Genomic DNA, 14,632 nt, shown 5'->3' on the forward strand with positions numbered 1-14,632 from the left:
AGGGTCGGGGGTTCTCTTTTGGATGCAAAAGCAGGGAGATTTAGTCTTCCATCATCTTATCGTAATGTTTTTTGTGATCCATTTTTATGAAAATTTGTTCGAATATGTTTAAATATGACTCAACATTGTTGTTACTAATGTCAGTGATAATACTATCTTGAATATTGTGTGAGCCATCATGTGCCCAGTTTATTAATGATAGGCATATTAATCTGTCATCATCTTGGAATTTGTTAGGAAGGTCTTTAAGATCAATGTCTCCTACAAAATAGAAATAATTTTCTAGTATTCTTCTGCATATGTTTTGTATGCCGATAGAGTGTTCGTTAGGATGCTTTTTTGCACTGCGAATTTCATCCCAGAGTAAATCATAGGATTTTTTGACAGGGTTTTTTTTACAGCGTCTTATAGATGAAATATTTTCTTTTTTTGTTATGAGCCAGAAAGATGTGCCCTTGGTATGTTTCTGGTATGTAACTTCGTTAAAGAAATAAGCATTATGAGATAAAAGGAAAATCTGCCTTATTTTTTGTGGATTGTTTCCGGTTTTATCGTGGGTTTTTTCAATAATTTCCTTTATAAGTGCGCTGATAATGAATAATGTATTAAAATCCATGCTTGAGACAGGATCATCTATTACGATGACTTTTTCTTGGTTTATATCATTTTCACTGATTCCACCATGTATTAAGAAATAAAAGTATAAAAATGATATAAATGATTTTTCACCTTCACTCAGGGTGTTGATGGCGTCATTTCCATTAGGGCGAACAATGGTATACTGGTCTGTTTTGTTAATATTTTTTATGTAAAAATTTTTAAATCCATATGTTTTTAGGAGGTTATTTATTCTTTCGATGGTTGGTTGTACACTGACTAGAGATTTTTCTAAATCATTTATTTTTCTATTTTTAGATTCTATTATCCTGTTTATTTCTGAATGTTTATTATTTTTTTCTTTTATAAGTTCTTGATTTTTTCTTCTCTCGGAGAGATGATCTTTTATGTCTTTCATATTTTTATTGATGAATAATGACCATATTTTTTTGTCTAATTCACTTTCAAGAGAGTCTTTTTTTGTTACTAGTGCATTATGTTTTATTATTAGAGCGTTGATATCAGAGACATCTCTTTCAATTAAACGTAAAATTTCAGCTGTGTGTTTTATCTCGTTTTCATTTATTACAATGCTCGGGTTGTTCATCTTTTTTTCGAAGACATGAGAATTTTCATTGAATTTTTCTGATATTTTTGGCTTTATGTTCTTTATTCTTTCGTATTTATCTTGAATTCCCTCTACGTCCAATGAAGATTGGATTTTATTTATTATGCTGTCTATGAAGGAAATTACATATCTTTGAGCCTTCATGTATTTTGTATTTATATCTTTAATTTCCTCAAGTGATTTCTCGTATGTTGTATCAAAAAATTTTTCTAACTGAGATTTTATATTATCATTGATGGTTTGTTGACAAAAAGGGCACTTGCTTGCCCCTTCGTCGAGAAAGTTAAGTCCTTGGTGTACCCAATCGGAATTGCCCATTGCGTTGATAAATTGGGATACGATTGTATCATTTCGTCCTACAATACTTCTCCCTAAAAGGGGGGAGTTTTCACATGTGAACAAAATTTCTTTATTGTAAACTGTTGTGTCAAATCTTATTTCAGTATAAGTTTTCGTTTCTTTTGAAAAAACTATATTATAATTTTTTCTAAATTCTTCTTCATCAATATTTTCTATATTTTTATTATTGTATTCTTCTATGACTTTTTTGGCAAACTTCTCTTTACTTCCATTGTATCCTTTGAATGATTTTTCGTATTTATTGAAATTTTTCTTTTCATCCCACATCTTTTCATGGAATTTTTTATTATTATTCTCTAATTCACGGGATATTTCCTTTATATAGTCTTTTATGCATGTAGAATCACGTTCTAGGCAATCTATTTTTTCTTTTATGGAATCTATATTATTTTTAGCATCTATATTGTTTTCTCCGATAGTAAATATTCCTGCGATCCTTTCAGAAATATTTTTGTTTATGAAGTCTGCATTATACACAAGAGTTTGTAATTTTTTATTATTTGTCCATTTTATTTTGCATGCACCATACGGGTCTATGTTTTCTATGATGCGTGATATGGTTGTTTTTCCACATCCATTATATCCAAAAAAGTAATTCACTGTTTCCAAATTATCTATATTTATTCTTTCTTTAGGATATGTTGCTACGTCTGCGATTGTTATGTTTCTAATCATGACAAGGTTCCTTGTGCATTTAGCAGCTCGATATGGAAAAAATAGACTAGAAGATTATTCTCGCACCGCCTTGGCAAGGGAGCGGATTTTCTCCAGTGCCGTGGGGATGCTTCTGGCCGTGGCGTGGCCGTGTTCATCATAGGTGGCGGCCATCTCCTTGATGATGGCGGATGCCACGACGGCCCCGTCACTGATGCGGGAGGCCGTGCGGGCCTGCTCCGGCGTGCTGATGCCAAAACCGGCCACGACGGGAAGGTCCGTGGCGGTCCGCAGGCGGGTCATGGCGGCTTTCAGCTGCTCTTCCGTGGCACTGCGTGTGCCCGTGATGCCCGTGATGCTCACATGATAGACGAATCCGCTGGCCTTCCTGAGGATGGTCTTCAGCCGGTCATCCGGTGTGGTGGGGGCGGTCAGGGTGATCATGTCCAGCCCTTCCGCTCTGGCGTGGGGGGCCAGCTCCTCGGATTCCTCAGGCGGCAGGTCCACCACGATCAGTCCATCCACACCGGCGGAGCGGGCATCCTTGCAGAATCGCTCCGCACCGTAGCTGTCGATCGGATTGTAATAGCCCATCAGGATGATTGGCGTATGGTCATTTTCCTTGCGGAAGTCCTGGATGAGTTCCAGCGTTCCCTTCAGGGTGGCTCCGGCTTTCAGGCCACGCCGGGCGGCAAGCTGGATGGTCGGGCCATCGGCGGAGGGGTCGGAGAAGGGCACGCCGACCTCGATGAGATCGGCCCCGGCTTCGGGCATCTGGCGCAGCAGGGCCAGAGAGGTCTCCCGGTCCGGGTCGAAGGCTTCCAGATAGGGGAGCAGGGCACCACGGCCCTCTTCTTTCAGGCGGTCAAAATAGGCTTTGATGCGGCTCATGATGGCTCTCCTTACAGTTTCACGCCCAGATGGGCCGCAACGGTGGGAACATCCTTGTCCCCCCGGCCGGACAGATTGACGATGATGGTCTGGTCTTTTGTCATGGTCGGGGCCAGCACGATGGCATGGGCCACGGCATGGGCACTTTCCAGTGCCGGGATGATGCCTTCCAGTCTCGTGAGGGTCTGGAAGGCTTCAAGGGCCTGATCGTCCGTGGCACTGACGTAGTTCACCCGGCCAATGTCCTTGAGCCATGAATGTTCCGGCCCGATGCCGGGATAGTCCAGCCCGGCACTGATGGAATGGGCTTCCGTGATCTGCCCGTGTTCATCCTGAAGCAGATAGGTGCGGTTGCCATGCAGGACACCGGGCCTGCCACGGGCGATGGAGGCCGCCGTCTTGCCACTGTCCAGGCCCAGACCGGCGGCTTCCACGCCGTAAAGCGGGACATCGGCATCATCAAGGAAGGGGTGGAAAATCCCCATGGCGTTGGACCCGCCCCCGATGGCTGCCACAACGGCATCCGGCAGGCGGCCTGTCTGTTCCTGTATCTGCTCACGGGCTTCCGTCCCGATGATGGACTGGAAGTCCCTCACCATGGCCGGGTAAGGATGTGGCCCCGCCACCGTGCCGACGAGGAAGTAGGTGTTCTCCACATTGGCCACCCAGTCCCGCATGGCTTCATTCATGGCATCTTTCAGCGTGCCGGCCCCCGCCGTGACAGGATGGACCTTGGCTCCCAGAAGGTGCATGCGGAAGACGTTGGGCTTCTGCCGCTCCACATCGGTGGCCCCCATGTAGATTTCACAGTCCAGCCCGAAGAGAGCGCAGACGGTGGCGGTGGCCACGCCATGCTGTCCGGCTCCGGTTTCGGCCACGATGCGGGTCTTGCCCATGCGGCGGGCCAGAAGAATCTGGCCCATCACGTTATTGAGCTTATGGGACCCCGTATGGTTCAGCTCTTCCCGCTTGAGGTAAATCTGTGCTCCGCCGAGCGTTTCGCTCAGCCGTCTGGCGTGCCAGAGCGGGCTGGGGCGGCCCACATAGTGGCGGAGGTAATAATCCAGCTCTTCCTGAAACTGCGGGTCTGTCCTGGTCTCGTTATAGGCCTGTTCCAGCTCCAGCATCAGGGGCATGAGGGTCTCGGCTACGAAGCGGCCCCCGTGAACCCCGAAATGCCCTCGTTCATCCGGCCCGGTGCGGAGGGAATTGAGTTGGCTGGTGATGGATGTATCTGCTGGCATGATGTGTGTCTTTACGTCTTGAATGAAGGATCAGTCGATGGGTTTGGGTGTAACGTCCAGCCCCAGAGCCTGCCGGACGAGGGTGTTCTGTTCGGCCTGATGGATGCCGGGCAGCCCGGTAGCGGGGGAGGCGGAGGCTTTGCGTCCGGCATAATGCGGGCGGGTGCAGGCATGGCCTGTTTCACGCAGGCAGGCTTCAATGCGCCGGTCCACGAACTGCCAGGCTCCGCCATTTTCCGGCTCTTCCTGGCACCAGATGATGTCTTCTGCCTGCGGGTGATGGCCCAGCTCTTCGGCAAGGGCGTGATGGGGGAAGGGGTAGAGCTGCTCCAGCCGGATGAGGGCGCAGTGTTTCAGTCCGGCTTCATCCCGCTGCTGGAGGAGGTCGTAATAGACCTTTCCGCTGCACAGCACGATCCGTTTTGCTCCACCGGCACAGGTGGCATCGGCAATGACGGGGACGAAGCGTGTCTGTGGTCCCATCTCGCCCAGCAGGGAGACGGCCTGCTTGTGCCGCAGGAGTGATTTGGGACTGAAGACGATGAGCGGCTTGCGGCAGCGGCGGGCAATCTGCCGCCGGAGCAGATGGAAGAAGCTCGCCGGGCTGGAAGGCATGCAGACCCGCATGTTGTTCTCGGCGCAGAGCTGGAGGAAGCGTTCCGGCCGGGCAGAGGAATGTTCCGGTCCGGCTCCTTCGTAACCGTGGGGCAGGAGCAGGGTCAGGCCGGATGTCCGCAGCCATTTTGTTTCCCCGGCAGCGAGGAACTGGTCAATGATGATCTGTGCCCCATTGGCGAAATCACCAAACTGCCCTTCCCACAGCACCAGCGCATCCGGATTGCCCAGTGAGTAGCCATACTCGAACCCCATCACGCCATATTCGGAGAGGGGAGAATTCCACACATTCACGGGGGCCTGACGGGGGGCGATATGGGCCAGCGGCGTATAATGATGGCCTGTATGCTGGTCCGTCAGCACGGCATGACGCTGGCTGAAGGTTCCCCGGCCACAGTCCTGCCCGGAGAGGCGGATGGCGTGGCCATCAAGGGCCAGCGTGCCGAAGGCGAGGGCTTCTGCCGTGGCCCAGTCCACAGGGCCACCGGCGGCCAGTGTGGCCTGTTTCGCCTTGAGCAGCCGTGCCAGACGGGGATGGACCGTGAAATCTGCCGGAATGGCCGTCATGGCCTCGCCAACCTGCTGGAGCCGGGGCAGGGGCACGCCCGTCATGGGCTGGATGCGCTCTGGCGTGTCCAGCAGACGGGTGGGGTCCTGCGGGCTGTAATCCAGCCAGTCGGTCGGGTCGGGCTGGTAGGTGCTGGCGTCCTCGAAGGCACGGTGGAGCTGGGACTGGACGTCATCCCACAGCGCATCGACTTCGGCAGGATGGATGTCGGTCTCGGCCAGAATCTTCTCTGCGTAGAGGTGCCGCAGTGTCGGATGCTGGCTGATGGTCTGCACCATTGCAGGCTGCGTGAAGGCGGGGTCGTCCGTCTCATTATGGCCGTGGCGGCGATAGCTGATGATGTCCACCACGATGTCGCTGGCGAAGGTCTTCCGCCATTCATGGGCCAGAGCGGCACAGCGGGCCACGGCTTCCGGGTTGTCACCATTCACATGCAGGATGGGGGCCTGCACCGTTTTGGCAACATCGGTGTTCCAGATGCCGGAATGGGCAGCGTCCGGGCTGGTGGTGAAGCCGACCTGATTGTTGATGATGAGATGTACCGTTCCGCCCGTGCGGTAGCCTTCAAGTCTGGAAAGCTGGAGCGTCTCATACACCACGCCCTGACCGGCAAAGGCGGCATCGCCATGAACGAGAATCCCCAGATGGTTCTGGCGGTCTTCTTCCCTGTCCTTGTCCTGATCGGCCCGGACACGGCCCAGCACGACCGGGTCCACGGCCTCCAGATGGGAGGGGTTGGGCAGGAGGGAGATGCGGATTTCGTGGCGGCCCTGCCGGATGGTGGTCGTGGTGCCGAGGTGATATTTCACGTCACCGGAAACCCGGATGCCCTCCGGGTAGAACGCCTTGCCTGCAAATTCGCTGAAGATGGCCGCGTAGGGCTTGCGCAGGATGTTGGCCATGACATTCAGCCGCCCCCGATGGGGCATACCGAGCGAGATGGAGCGTACGCCATCCCGTGCCGCTTCGTTCAGCAGGGCCTGAAGGGCAACGATGAGGCTTTCCCCCCCTTCAAGGCCGAAACGGCGCATCCCGGTGAAACGCTGCTGGCAGAAGGTCTCGAAGCCTTCCGCACGGGTCAGCAGGCTCAGGATGCGTTCCTGTGAGAGGGGCAGGGCCGTTGTAGGTGCTTCTTCCAGCCGGTCGATCCACCACTGCCGCTGCTGGCTGTCCTGAAGATGCATGAATTCCGCCCCGATTGGCCCGCAATAGGCCCGTTTCAGGCGGGCCAGCAGGGCGGGGTCTGTCCGGCTGTCGGGGGTGAGAGTATCAATCTGGCGGGCAGGGCGCAGGCCCAGCGGGTCCAGTTCCGCCTGGAGGTGGCCGCAGAGGCGGAAGGCTTCTTTCAGCCGTTCATCCCGCAGGTCCGCTTCTGAAGCAGGGGCGTGTGAGCCAGTTTCATGCCCGGCGAGGTCGCCCAAGGTGGCAAAGAGGGTGTCATATTCAGGAAGGACAGAAGCAGGGTCTTCCAGCCACCGGGTGTACAGCTCACCGAGATAGGCAGTGTTCTCGCCATTGATCGCATTCTGATGGTTCGGTGAGACCGTCATGCTGGCTTCTTTCCTTCTTGCCTCGTTGGGGCCGCATTTTTAACCGATCGGGCCGTGAAGGCAAAATCTTCTCTCATTATGTCTTCTGGCTGTATCAGGGTGGCTTGCCTGCCCTGCTGGGGAGCGGTAGCGTGTTGGCCATCATGAGTGCAATTTCTCTCAATCATGGGGCGGTCAGGCAGGCTGCGGTCAGGCAGGAACCATGCCCCCATATCGTGGTGCCGGATTTTCTCTCGGGGCCGTCCCTTGATCGGGTGGTGTCGCTGCTGCCGGAGATACGGGCGGGCGGGTCTTTTCCCCTCGGGGCACTGAAGCTGCATCCGGAGCTGAAGGCCATGATGGAGGAATTCGCCGGACCGCAGCTGAAAGAGATCGTCTCGGAGAAATTCGGGCTGGATGTCCGCTCTGCGCCCAGCATGGTGACCATGCGGGGGCAGACACGGGCTAAAGATGGCCGCATCCACAGGGACAGTGCCTCCAAGCGTGTGACCATCCTGCTCTATCTGAATGATCCGGCAAAGGACTGGGATCATAAGGGGGGGTGTCTGCGCTTTCTCAACGGGCCGGATGATGTGGAGGACTATGCCAGCGAGATTCCGCCTGTCGGGGGGACGCTGGTCATTTTCCCGAACGGGCCGGATACATGGCATGGGCATCGCCCCTATGTGGGGCCACGTCATACCGTCCAGCTCAATTACATGGCGCAGGATGGCCGTGCCCGCCGTGAGCTGCTGCGTCACCGTTTTTCCGCCTTTTGCAAGCGGCTGCCCTTCATCGGGTGAAGACAGTCCTTATAATGAGACCCGGATGGGTTTCTGAATGTAACAGGGCGGGGATGGACCCTGCCTGAGGGAGAATGAGAGAATGGGTTACAGGGTTGCCGTTGTTGGTGCGACAGGGGCTGTCGGGCGTGAAATTCTGAAGACGCTGGCGGAGCGTCAGTTCCCGGTGGATGAGATCGTGGCACTGGCCTCTGCCCGGTCTGCCGGGCGGGAAGTGTCCTTCGGGGAAAAGAAGGTCCTGAAAGTCCAGAATCTGGAGACGTTCGACTTCACGGGCTGGGATATTGCCCTGTTCTCTCCCGGCGGGGCCGTGTCTGCCAAGTATGCCCCCAAGGCTGCGGCAGCGAAATGTCTGGTGGTGGACAATACCTCCCATTTCCGCATGGAGCCGGGCATCCCGCTCGTGGTGCCGGAGGTGAATGCCGCTGCCCTGAAGAAGGCCCGCAAGGGCATCATTGCCAACCCCAACTGTTCCACCGCCCAGATGATGGTGGCCCTGAAGCCGCTGCATGATCTGTTCACGATCCGGCGTGTGGTGGTGTCCACCTATCAGGCGGTTTCCGGGGCCGGGAAGTCCGGCATGGACGAGCTGTTCAGCCAGACGAAGGGCAGCTTCGTGAATGATCCGCCGACTGTTGCCCAGTTCACCAAGCAGATCGCTTTCAACCTGATTCCGCATATCGACCGGTTCATGGAGGATGGCTCCACCAAGGAAGAATGGAAGATGGCGGTCGAGACCCGCAAGATTCTGGACCCGGACATCAAGGTTCTGGCCACCTGCGTGCGTGTGCCGGTCTTTATCGGTCATTCCGAGGCCATCAGCATTGAGTGTGAGAAACCGGTTGATCTGGAGAAGGCCCGTGCGGCCCTGCGGAAGGCTCCGGGTGTCGTGCTGCGGGACGAGCGGGAAGATGGCGGTTACGTCACCCCGATCGAGTGCGTGGGAGAGGATGACACCTATGTATCCCGTCTGCGTATTGACCCGACCGTGGAGAATGGTCTGGCCTTCTGGTGCGTGTCGGACAATCTCCGCAAGGGGGCTGCTCTCAATGCCGTGCAGATTGCCGAGAGTCTTGATGAACAGCATCTGATTGGTAAGGACTCACCGCTCTGGCAGCCAGTACCCCGTGCGGAAGAACCGTCATAAGCAGCGTTACGTTATGTAAAGGTTCTACCTTCCTGGTGGAGCCTTTTCATAAATGATGCCTGTAAAAGAGTGTAAGTGAAATCCTCTTCCCAAAAGGCGGGGTTGTCTCCATAGTGGATGAGCTATGTCTTATTTCACTTACACGCCTCCTCGCACGCCTGTTCCCTCCGGGGGGCGGGTTGGTGTTCTGCTCGTCAATCTTGGTACACCAGATGACACGGGCTATTTTTCCGTTCGCCGCTATCTGAAGGAATTTCTTTCAGACCGCCGGGTGATTGAGTCCCATCCGCTCATCTGGCAGCCGATCCTCAACACGCTGGTGCTGGCCCGCAGGCCCGCTGCCAGCGGGGCCAATTATGCCCGCATCTGGGACAAGGAAGAGAATGCCTCCCCTCTGCGTGTCTTTACCCGCAGGCAGGCAGAAGGGCTGGCGGAACGTCTGGCCCCGGACGAGGTTCCGGTGGCCTGGGGGATGCGCTATGGCAGGCCCTCCATAAAGCAGGCCCTGATGGAGCTGATGGATCAGGGCTGTGACCGCATCATCCATATTCCGCTCTATCCGCAATATTCGGCCACGACGACAGCGACAGCCAATGACCAGCTGTTCCGTGCGCTGATGCGCCTGCGGCGTCAGCCTTCCGTGCTGACGGTACCGTCATTCCCGGATCATCCGCAGTTCATCGAGGCTCTGGCGGTGTCTGTCCGTCGGGCCTATGAAGAGCTGCCCTTCAGGCCGCAGCGGCTTGTGACGTCCTATCATGGCCTGCCGAAGGAATTCGTGGAGAAGGGCGATTCCTATCAGGATGAGTGTGTCCGCACGACCAAGGCACTGGCGGCGGCTCTGGGGATGAAAGAAGAGGAGGTTCCTCTGACCTTCCAGTCCCGCTTTGGGCCGATGGAATGGCTGCAGCCCTATACGGCCCCCTATATTGCGTCTCTGCCGAAGCAGGGAGTCACGAAGATTGCTGTCATCATGCCCGGTTTCATGGCGGACTGCATTGAGACGCTGGATGAAATCGGCCGTGAAGTCCGTGAGGAATTCATGGAAGCGGGTGGTGAGGAGTTCGCCTTCATACCCTGCCTGAATGATGCGCCGGAGGCGGTCACGCTTCTGGAGACCCTGTCCCGGCAGGCGATGAAGGGGTTTCAGTTCGGTTAAAGGGATGGTTCCTGTCCGTGCATGAAAAAACCCGGCCAGACCTGGCCGGGTTTTCTGCATCCAGCGGAGGCTGGTCAGTTCTCAGCGGGGAGCCTGGGCCGTGCCGTTTGCCGGATGCTCGGCATCATACCACTGGGCCTTCTGGCTGTTGGCGACGGGGGAGCGGTTGTTCCACCAGCCGGAACCAGCATTCTGCTTGCCCTGCATGGGGTGTTCCTTGTCCCACAGGGCGGCCTTCTCGGCGATGCTCTTGCGGTACTTGTGACGCTGATACATGCCAACGGCACAGCCACCAATGGCACCGATCACGCCGTGTTTGGCGGCAACATGGCCAGCAACAGCACCGGCAGCACCATATTTCAGGCAGCCACCCGGCTCGGCGATGGCGGGAGCGGCTGTACCGACCAGCATGGCAGCGGCGATGAGGGAGTAAATCTTGCGGGTCATGATATGATCCTTGCAGAAGAGAGACTGGAAACAGGTTCTGGCTCTGTGAAGCGCACATGACACGGACATCATGGCGGAAGACATGGCCTGTCGTTCCCTATGACGGAGAGAACGGTCACCGTCTCTCATGCTATAGGGTATGGGACGCCGGGTGACAGCCGGCAGAAGCGTGACAGCTATTCTGTCGATGGGGTCACGTCATGTATGAGAAGGCTGCAATCTTCATGAAAGATCAGGTCCATTGGCGTCGGCCTGACTGCGAGACATGATTTTCTGTCAGAATTCAGAAGGGTAATCCTTGAATGGTGACGGATTTCCTAGGGAACAATGGTCGGAGTGAGAGGATTCGAACCTCCGGCCCCTGCGTCCCGAACACAGTGCTCTACCAGGCTGAGCTACACTCCGACTTTCCAGGGTTCTTCCTACCCCTCCTGAAGGAAAGGTGCAAGGGGCAAATGGACTGTTTTATAGAAAAATGAAGCCTTCTTTACGGGCCGGGTCTGCCAGATACGGAAAGCCCGCCCCCGAAAAGAGGGACGGGCTTCCGGAAGAACCAGAAAGACGTCAGAGAGCCTTGGCCAGAGCGGGGAGAATCTCGAAGAGATCACCCACCATGCCATAATCAGCCACCTTGAAGATCGGGGCTTCAGGGTCAAGATTGATGGCCACGATCACACGGCTGTCCTTCATCCCGGCGAGATGCTGGATGGCCCCGGACAGACCGGTGGCAATGTAGAGTTCAGGAGCCACGACCTTGCCGGTCTGTCCGACCTGCATTTCGTTCGGCGCAAAACCGGAATCAACGGCGGCACGGGAGGCCCCGATGGCGGCCCCCAGCTTGTCGGCAACTGGCTCCAGCAGGGTGTGGAAGTTGCTGGCATCCTTGAGGCCCTTGCCACCGGAGATGACCACACGGGCGACTTCCAGTTCCGGGCGGTCGGACTGGCTCTGGTCCAGCTTCACGAAGCTGCTTTTCCCTTCATTAGCCGGAGCGTCCAGAACCTCGACGGAGGCACTGCCGCCGTCTTCAGCCACAGGGTCGAAGCTGGAAGAACGGATGGTCATGATCCTGACGCTGTCGCTGGACTGCACGGTGGCCAGAGCGTTCCCGGCATAGATGGGCCGCACGAAAGTGGATTCATCCTGGATGGTCACGACATCGGAGATCGGCTGGGCATCCAGAAGACCGGCCAGACGGGGCAGGATGTTCTTGCCGGTGGACGATGCCGCAGACAGGATGTGGCTGTAGGAGCCAGCCAGACCAGCCAGCAGGGCGGCGGCTGGTTCGGCCAGAGCGTGCTTCAGGGCCGGGACATGCAGCACTTTGCGGATGCCGGACAGCCTGGCAGCGACTTCGGCACCGGCCTCACCCAGCAGCAGGGCATCGACTTCACCAAAGCGGGATGCCGCAGCAATGGCGGAACGGGAAGCCTGACGGACCCTGCCATTTTCAATTTCGATCAGAACAAGTGCGGTCATCAGATCACCTTCGCTTCCGTCTTGAGCTTCTCGACCAGCTCTTCCACCGTTTCCACAATGACACCGGCCTTGCGTTCCGGCGGTTCGGCCACGCTGACGATCTTCAGGCGGGGCGTCAGGTCCACGCCGAGGGAGTCGGCTGCGATCGTCTCCAGTGGCTTCTTGCGGGCCTTCATGATGTTGGGCAGGGACGCATAGCGTGGTTCATTGAGACGCAGGTCCGCCGTGATGACGGCTGGCAGGGTGAGGGAAACGGTTTCCGTCCCGCCATCGACCTCACGGGCGACCTCAACCCTGCCATTAGCGATCTCCACCCTGCTGGCGAAGGTTCCCTGCGGCCAGCCCAGACGGGCAGCCAGCATCTGGCCGGTGGCGTTCATGTCATCATCAATGGCCTGTTTGCCCATGGAGACAAGACCCGGCTGCTCCTTCTCCACAACGGCCTTGAGAAGGCTGGAGACGACACGGGGTTCAATCTCGGCATCCGTGTGGATGAGGATGGCCCGGTCTGCCCCCATGGCCATGGCCGTGCGCAGAACATCCTGAGCCACCTGCGGACCGATGGAGACGGCCACGACCTCGTCCGCCTGACCTTTTTCACGAAGGCGCAGAGCTTCTTCCAGTGCAATTTCGTCGAACGGATTCATGGACATTTTCACGCCCTGCGTTTCGACACCATTACCATCAGCCGCGACACGCGGCTTGATGTTGTAATCAACAACCCGTTTGACGGGGACAAGAACCTTCATGGTCATCCTTTGTTGCTGGCGCGGCTCAACGTAAAACTGGAGTCAGACTATCCGCTTTTATTCCAAAAGTCACATCCCGGAAGGATAGTTCGGCCCGCTGCTGCCCTCCGGTGTACACCAGTTGATGTTCTGTTCCGGGTCCTTGATGTCGCAGCTTTTGCAATGCACGCAGTTCTGGGCATTGATGACCAGCTCATCCGTCTCGCTGGTCTCATAGACCCCGGCGGGGCAGTAGCGGCTCTCCGGCGCAGCAAAGCGGTCAAGGTTGATACTTTTCCATGCTGCCATGTCCTGCACCTTCAGGTGGACAGGCTGGTCTTCATCATGGCTGAGATTGCTGAGGAAGACGGACTCGGCCCGGTTGAAGGTCAGTTTTCCATCCGCCTTGGGGTAGCTGATCTTCGGTGCCCTGTCGGCGGGGAGCAGGGTCTGGTTGTCGGCATGGCGATGGCGCAGTGTCCACGGGGCCTGCCCACGGAAGATCATGCTGTCGATCCCGCTATAGAGGGCACCTCCCAGCATCCCCCAGTGCGAGAAAGCCGGACGGATGTTGCGGGCAGCGTGCAGTTCCTTCCAGAGCCAGGAGCTTCTGAGCCGTTCCATGTAGGACGCGGCTTCATCCTGCCCGTTCTGGAGGGCATCCATCACGGCCTCGGCAGCGATGATGCCGGATTTCATGGAGGTATGGATGCCCTTGATCTTGGGCATGTTGAGGAAGCCGGCACAGTCGCCCGTCAGCACCCCGCCGGGGAAGACCGGATGGGGCAGGGACTGTACGCCGCCTTCGGAGATGGCCCGTGCCCCGTAAATGATGCGCCGTCCCCCTTCAAAATGCTCCCGGAAGGCCGGATGCTGCTTGGTGCGCTGCATTTCCTCGAAAGGAGAGAGCCACGGATTGCGGTAATCCAGAGCAGTGATGAAACCGTAAGAAACGAGATTCTTCCCGAAATGGTAGAGGAAGGCCCCGCCATAAGTGTGCGTATCCAGCGGCCAACCGAAGCTGTGTTGTACGAAACCGGGGCGGTGTTTCTCTGCCGGAATTTCCCAGACTTCCTTGATGCCGAGGCCGAAGGTCTGCGGGTCTGCATCCTTGCGGAGATCAAAGGCGGTCATGGCCTTCTTGCTGAGGGAACCTCGTGCGCCTTCGGCAAGAATGGTCTGCCTGGCCCGCAGGATCATGCCCGGCATGTAGTCCGGTTTTTCCTCGCCCTTGCGGTTCACGCCCATGTCACCCGTGATGACACCGCAGACTTTGCCATCTTCCATGAAGAGGTCAGCCCCGGCAAAACCGGGATAGATTTCCACGCCCAGAGCTTCGGCCTGCTCACCCAGCCAGCGGCAGAAGGCCCCGAGGGAAATGACATAATTGCCCCGGTTGTCCATCTGCGGCATGAGCAGATGCAGGGCCGGGACGGGAAGAGCGGATTTTTCAGTCAGGAAAAGCAGTTTCTCACTGCTGACGGGCGTATCCAGCGGGGCACCCCGTGCTTTCCAGTCCGGGAAGAGTTCGGCCAGTGTCGTGGGTTCCAGCACGGCTCCGGAGACGATATGGGCACCGACCTCACTGCCCTTCTCCAGAAGACAGACGGAGAGTTCCGGGTTTTTCTGGCGCAGCCGGATGGCAGCGGTCAGACCCGCAGGCCCCCCACCCACGATGACAACATCAAAGGCCATTTCTTCCCGTTCAATGGCGGTGTTATCGCTCTGTGGCTGTGTCATGGCGTACTCCTGCGGGCTACCTGAAACATGAAGCTGTACGGGG

General features: G+C 56.0%; 11 protein-coding genes and 1 tRNA gene. 3 read left to right on the top strand and 9 right to left on the bottom strand.

Going from position 1 to position 14,632, the window contains the following annotated elements; all coding sequences use genetic code 11:
* Positions 1 to 40: 40 nt before the first annotated feature.
* The 4 genes from NQF87_RS03900 to NQF87_RS03915 are packed head-to-tail and all read right to left on the bottom strand — an operon-like array spanning position 41 to position 7,107.
* The gene (locus tag NQF87_RS03900; protein WP_266127119.1) at positions 41 to 2,260 is read right to left on the bottom strand and encodes an AAA family ATPase; all 2,220 of its coding nucleotides are present in this window, start codon (positions 2,258 to 2,260) and stop codon (positions 41 to 43) included.
* A 54-nt stretch (positions 2,261 to 2,314) separates the two neighbouring features.
* Positions 2,315 to 3,130: a tryptophan synthase subunit alpha gene (trpA, locus tag NQF87_RS03905; protein ID WP_266127120.1), complete on the bottom strand. Its 816-nt coding sequence runs from the start codon at positions 3,128 to 3,130 to the stop codon at positions 2,315 to 2,317.
* An 11-nt stretch (positions 3,131 to 3,141) separates the two neighbouring features.
* Positions 3,142 to 4,374, bottom strand: coding sequence for a tryptophan synthase subunit beta (gene trpB / locus NQF87_RS03910; RefSeq protein WP_266127121.1), 1,233 nt, complete (start codon positions 4,372 to 4,374; stop codon positions 3,142 to 3,144).
* Between the two features lie 30 nt (positions 4,375 to 4,404).
* On the bottom strand, positions 4,405 to 7,107 hold the full coding sequence (locus tag NQF87_RS03915; RefSeq protein WP_266127122.1) for a 2-oxoglutarate dehydrogenase E1 component: 2,703 nt from the start codon (positions 7,105 to 7,107) through the stop codon (positions 4,405 to 4,407).
* 143 nt (positions 7,108 to 7,250) lie between these two features.
* On the opposite strand from NQF87_RS03915, the gene NQF87_RS03920 reads away from it, so the two are divergent.
* From NQF87_RS03920 to hemH, 3 genes are all read left to right on the top strand, one after another.
* Positions 7,251 to 7,889, top strand: a complete 639-nt coding sequence (locus NQF87_RS03920; protein WP_266127353.1) for a 2OG-Fe(II) oxygenase — start codon at positions 7,251 to 7,253, stop codon at positions 7,887 to 7,889.
* Positions 7,890 to 7,971: 82 nt separating this feature from the next.
* The gene (locus NQF87_RS03925) at positions 7,972 to 9,036 is read left to right on the top strand and encodes an aspartate-semialdehyde dehydrogenase (protein WP_266127123.1); all 1,065 of its coding nucleotides are present in this window, start codon (positions 7,972 to 7,974) and stop codon (positions 9,034 to 9,036) included.
* A 124-nt stretch (positions 9,037 to 9,160) separates the two neighbouring features.
* Positions 9,161 to 10,195, top strand: coding sequence for a ferrochelatase (gene hemH / locus NQF87_RS03930; RefSeq protein WP_266127124.1), 1,035 nt, complete (start codon positions 9,161 to 9,163; stop codon positions 10,193 to 10,195).
* Positions 10,196 to 10,276: 81 nt separating this feature from the next.
* Here hemH and NQF87_RS03935 read toward each other — a convergent pair whose 3' ends face one another.
* From NQF87_RS03935 to NQF87_RS03955, 5 genes are all read right to left on the bottom strand, one after another.
* Positions 10,277 to 10,642 (bottom strand): hypothetical protein, encoded by a 366-nt coding sequence (locus tag NQF87_RS03935; RefSeq protein WP_266127125.1) that lies wholly within the window; start codon positions 10,640 to 10,642, stop codon positions 10,277 to 10,279.
* A gap of 328 nt (positions 10,643 to 10,970) precedes the next feature.
* Positions 10,971 to 11,047 (bottom strand) — tRNA-Pro (locus NQF87_RS03940).
* 159 nt (positions 11,048 to 11,206) lie between these two features.
* Complete coding sequence (locus NQF87_RS03945) at positions 11,207 to 12,121, bottom strand: electron transfer flavoprotein subunit alpha/FixB family protein (RefSeq protein ID WP_266127126.1); 915 nt, start codon at positions 12,119 to 12,121, stop codon at positions 11,207 to 11,209.
* On the bottom strand, positions 12,121 to 12,870 hold the full coding sequence (locus NQF87_RS03950; protein ID WP_266127127.1) for an electron transfer flavoprotein subunit beta/FixA family protein: 750 nt from the start codon (positions 12,868 to 12,870) through the stop codon (positions 12,121 to 12,123). The genes NQF87_RS03945 and NQF87_RS03950 overlap by 1 nt, the downstream gene beginning before the upstream one ends.
* A gap of 69 nt (positions 12,871 to 12,939) precedes the next feature.
* A complete protein-coding gene (locus tag NQF87_RS03955) occupies positions 12,940 to 14,589 on the bottom strand; it encodes an electron transfer flavoprotein-ubiquinone oxidoreductase (protein ID WP_266127128.1) in 1,650 nt (549 codons plus the stop codon).
* Positions 14,590 to 14,632 lie beyond the last annotated feature (43 nt).

The sequence above is a fragment of the Bombella dulcis genome (assembly GCF_026385505.1).
GTDB classification, from domain to species: Bacteria; Pseudomonadota; Alphaproteobacteria; order Acetobacterales; family Acetobacteraceae; genus Bombella; species Bombella dulcis.

What these genes read in the sequence shown, in the direction of transcription:
- NQF87_RS03925 (WP_266127123.1), top strand. Translation starts at nt 7,972, where the DNA reads ATGGGTTACAGGGTTGCCGTTGTTGGTGCGACAGGGGCTGTCGGGCGT.
- trpB (WP_266127121.1), bottom strand. Translation starts at nt 4,374, where the DNA reads ATGCCAGCAGATACATCCATCACCAGCCAACTCAATTCCCTCCGCACC.
- NQF87_RS03950 (WP_266127127.1), bottom strand. Translation starts at nt 12,870, where the DNA reads ATGAAGGTTCTTGTCCCCGTCAAACGGGTTGTTGATTACAACATCAAG.
- NQF87_RS03915 (WP_266127122.1), bottom strand. Translation starts at nt 7,107, where the DNA reads ATGACGGTCTCACCGAACCATCAGAATGCGATCAATGGCGAGAACACT.
- NQF87_RS03920 (WP_266127353.1), top strand. Translation starts at nt 7,251, where the DNA reads ATGAGTGCAATTTCTCTCAATCATGGGGCGGTCAGGCAGGCTGCGGTC.
- NQF87_RS03945 (WP_266127126.1), bottom strand. Translation starts at nt 12,121, where the DNA reads ATGACCGCACTTGTTCTGATCGAAATTGAAAATGGCAGGGTCCGTCAG.
- hemH (WP_266127124.1), top strand. Translation starts at nt 9,161, where the DNA reads ATGTCTTATTTCACTTACACGCCTCCTCGCACGCCTGTTCCCTCCGGG.
- NQF87_RS03935 (WP_266127125.1), bottom strand. Translation starts at nt 10,642, where the DNA reads ATGACCCGCAAGATTTACTCCCTCATCGCCGCTGCCATGCTGGTCGGT.
- NQF87_RS03955 (WP_266127128.1), bottom strand. Translation starts at nt 14,589, where the DNA reads ATGACACAGCCACAGAGCGATAACACCGCCATTGAACGGGAAGAAATG.
- trpA (WP_266127120.1), bottom strand. Translation starts at nt 3,130, where the DNA reads ATGAGCCGCATCAAAGCCTATTTTGACCGCCTGAAAGAAGAGGGCCGT.
- NQF87_RS03900 (WP_266127119.1), bottom strand. Translation starts at nt 2,260, where the DNA reads ATGATTAGAAACATAACAATCGCAGACGTAGCAACATATCCTAAAGAA.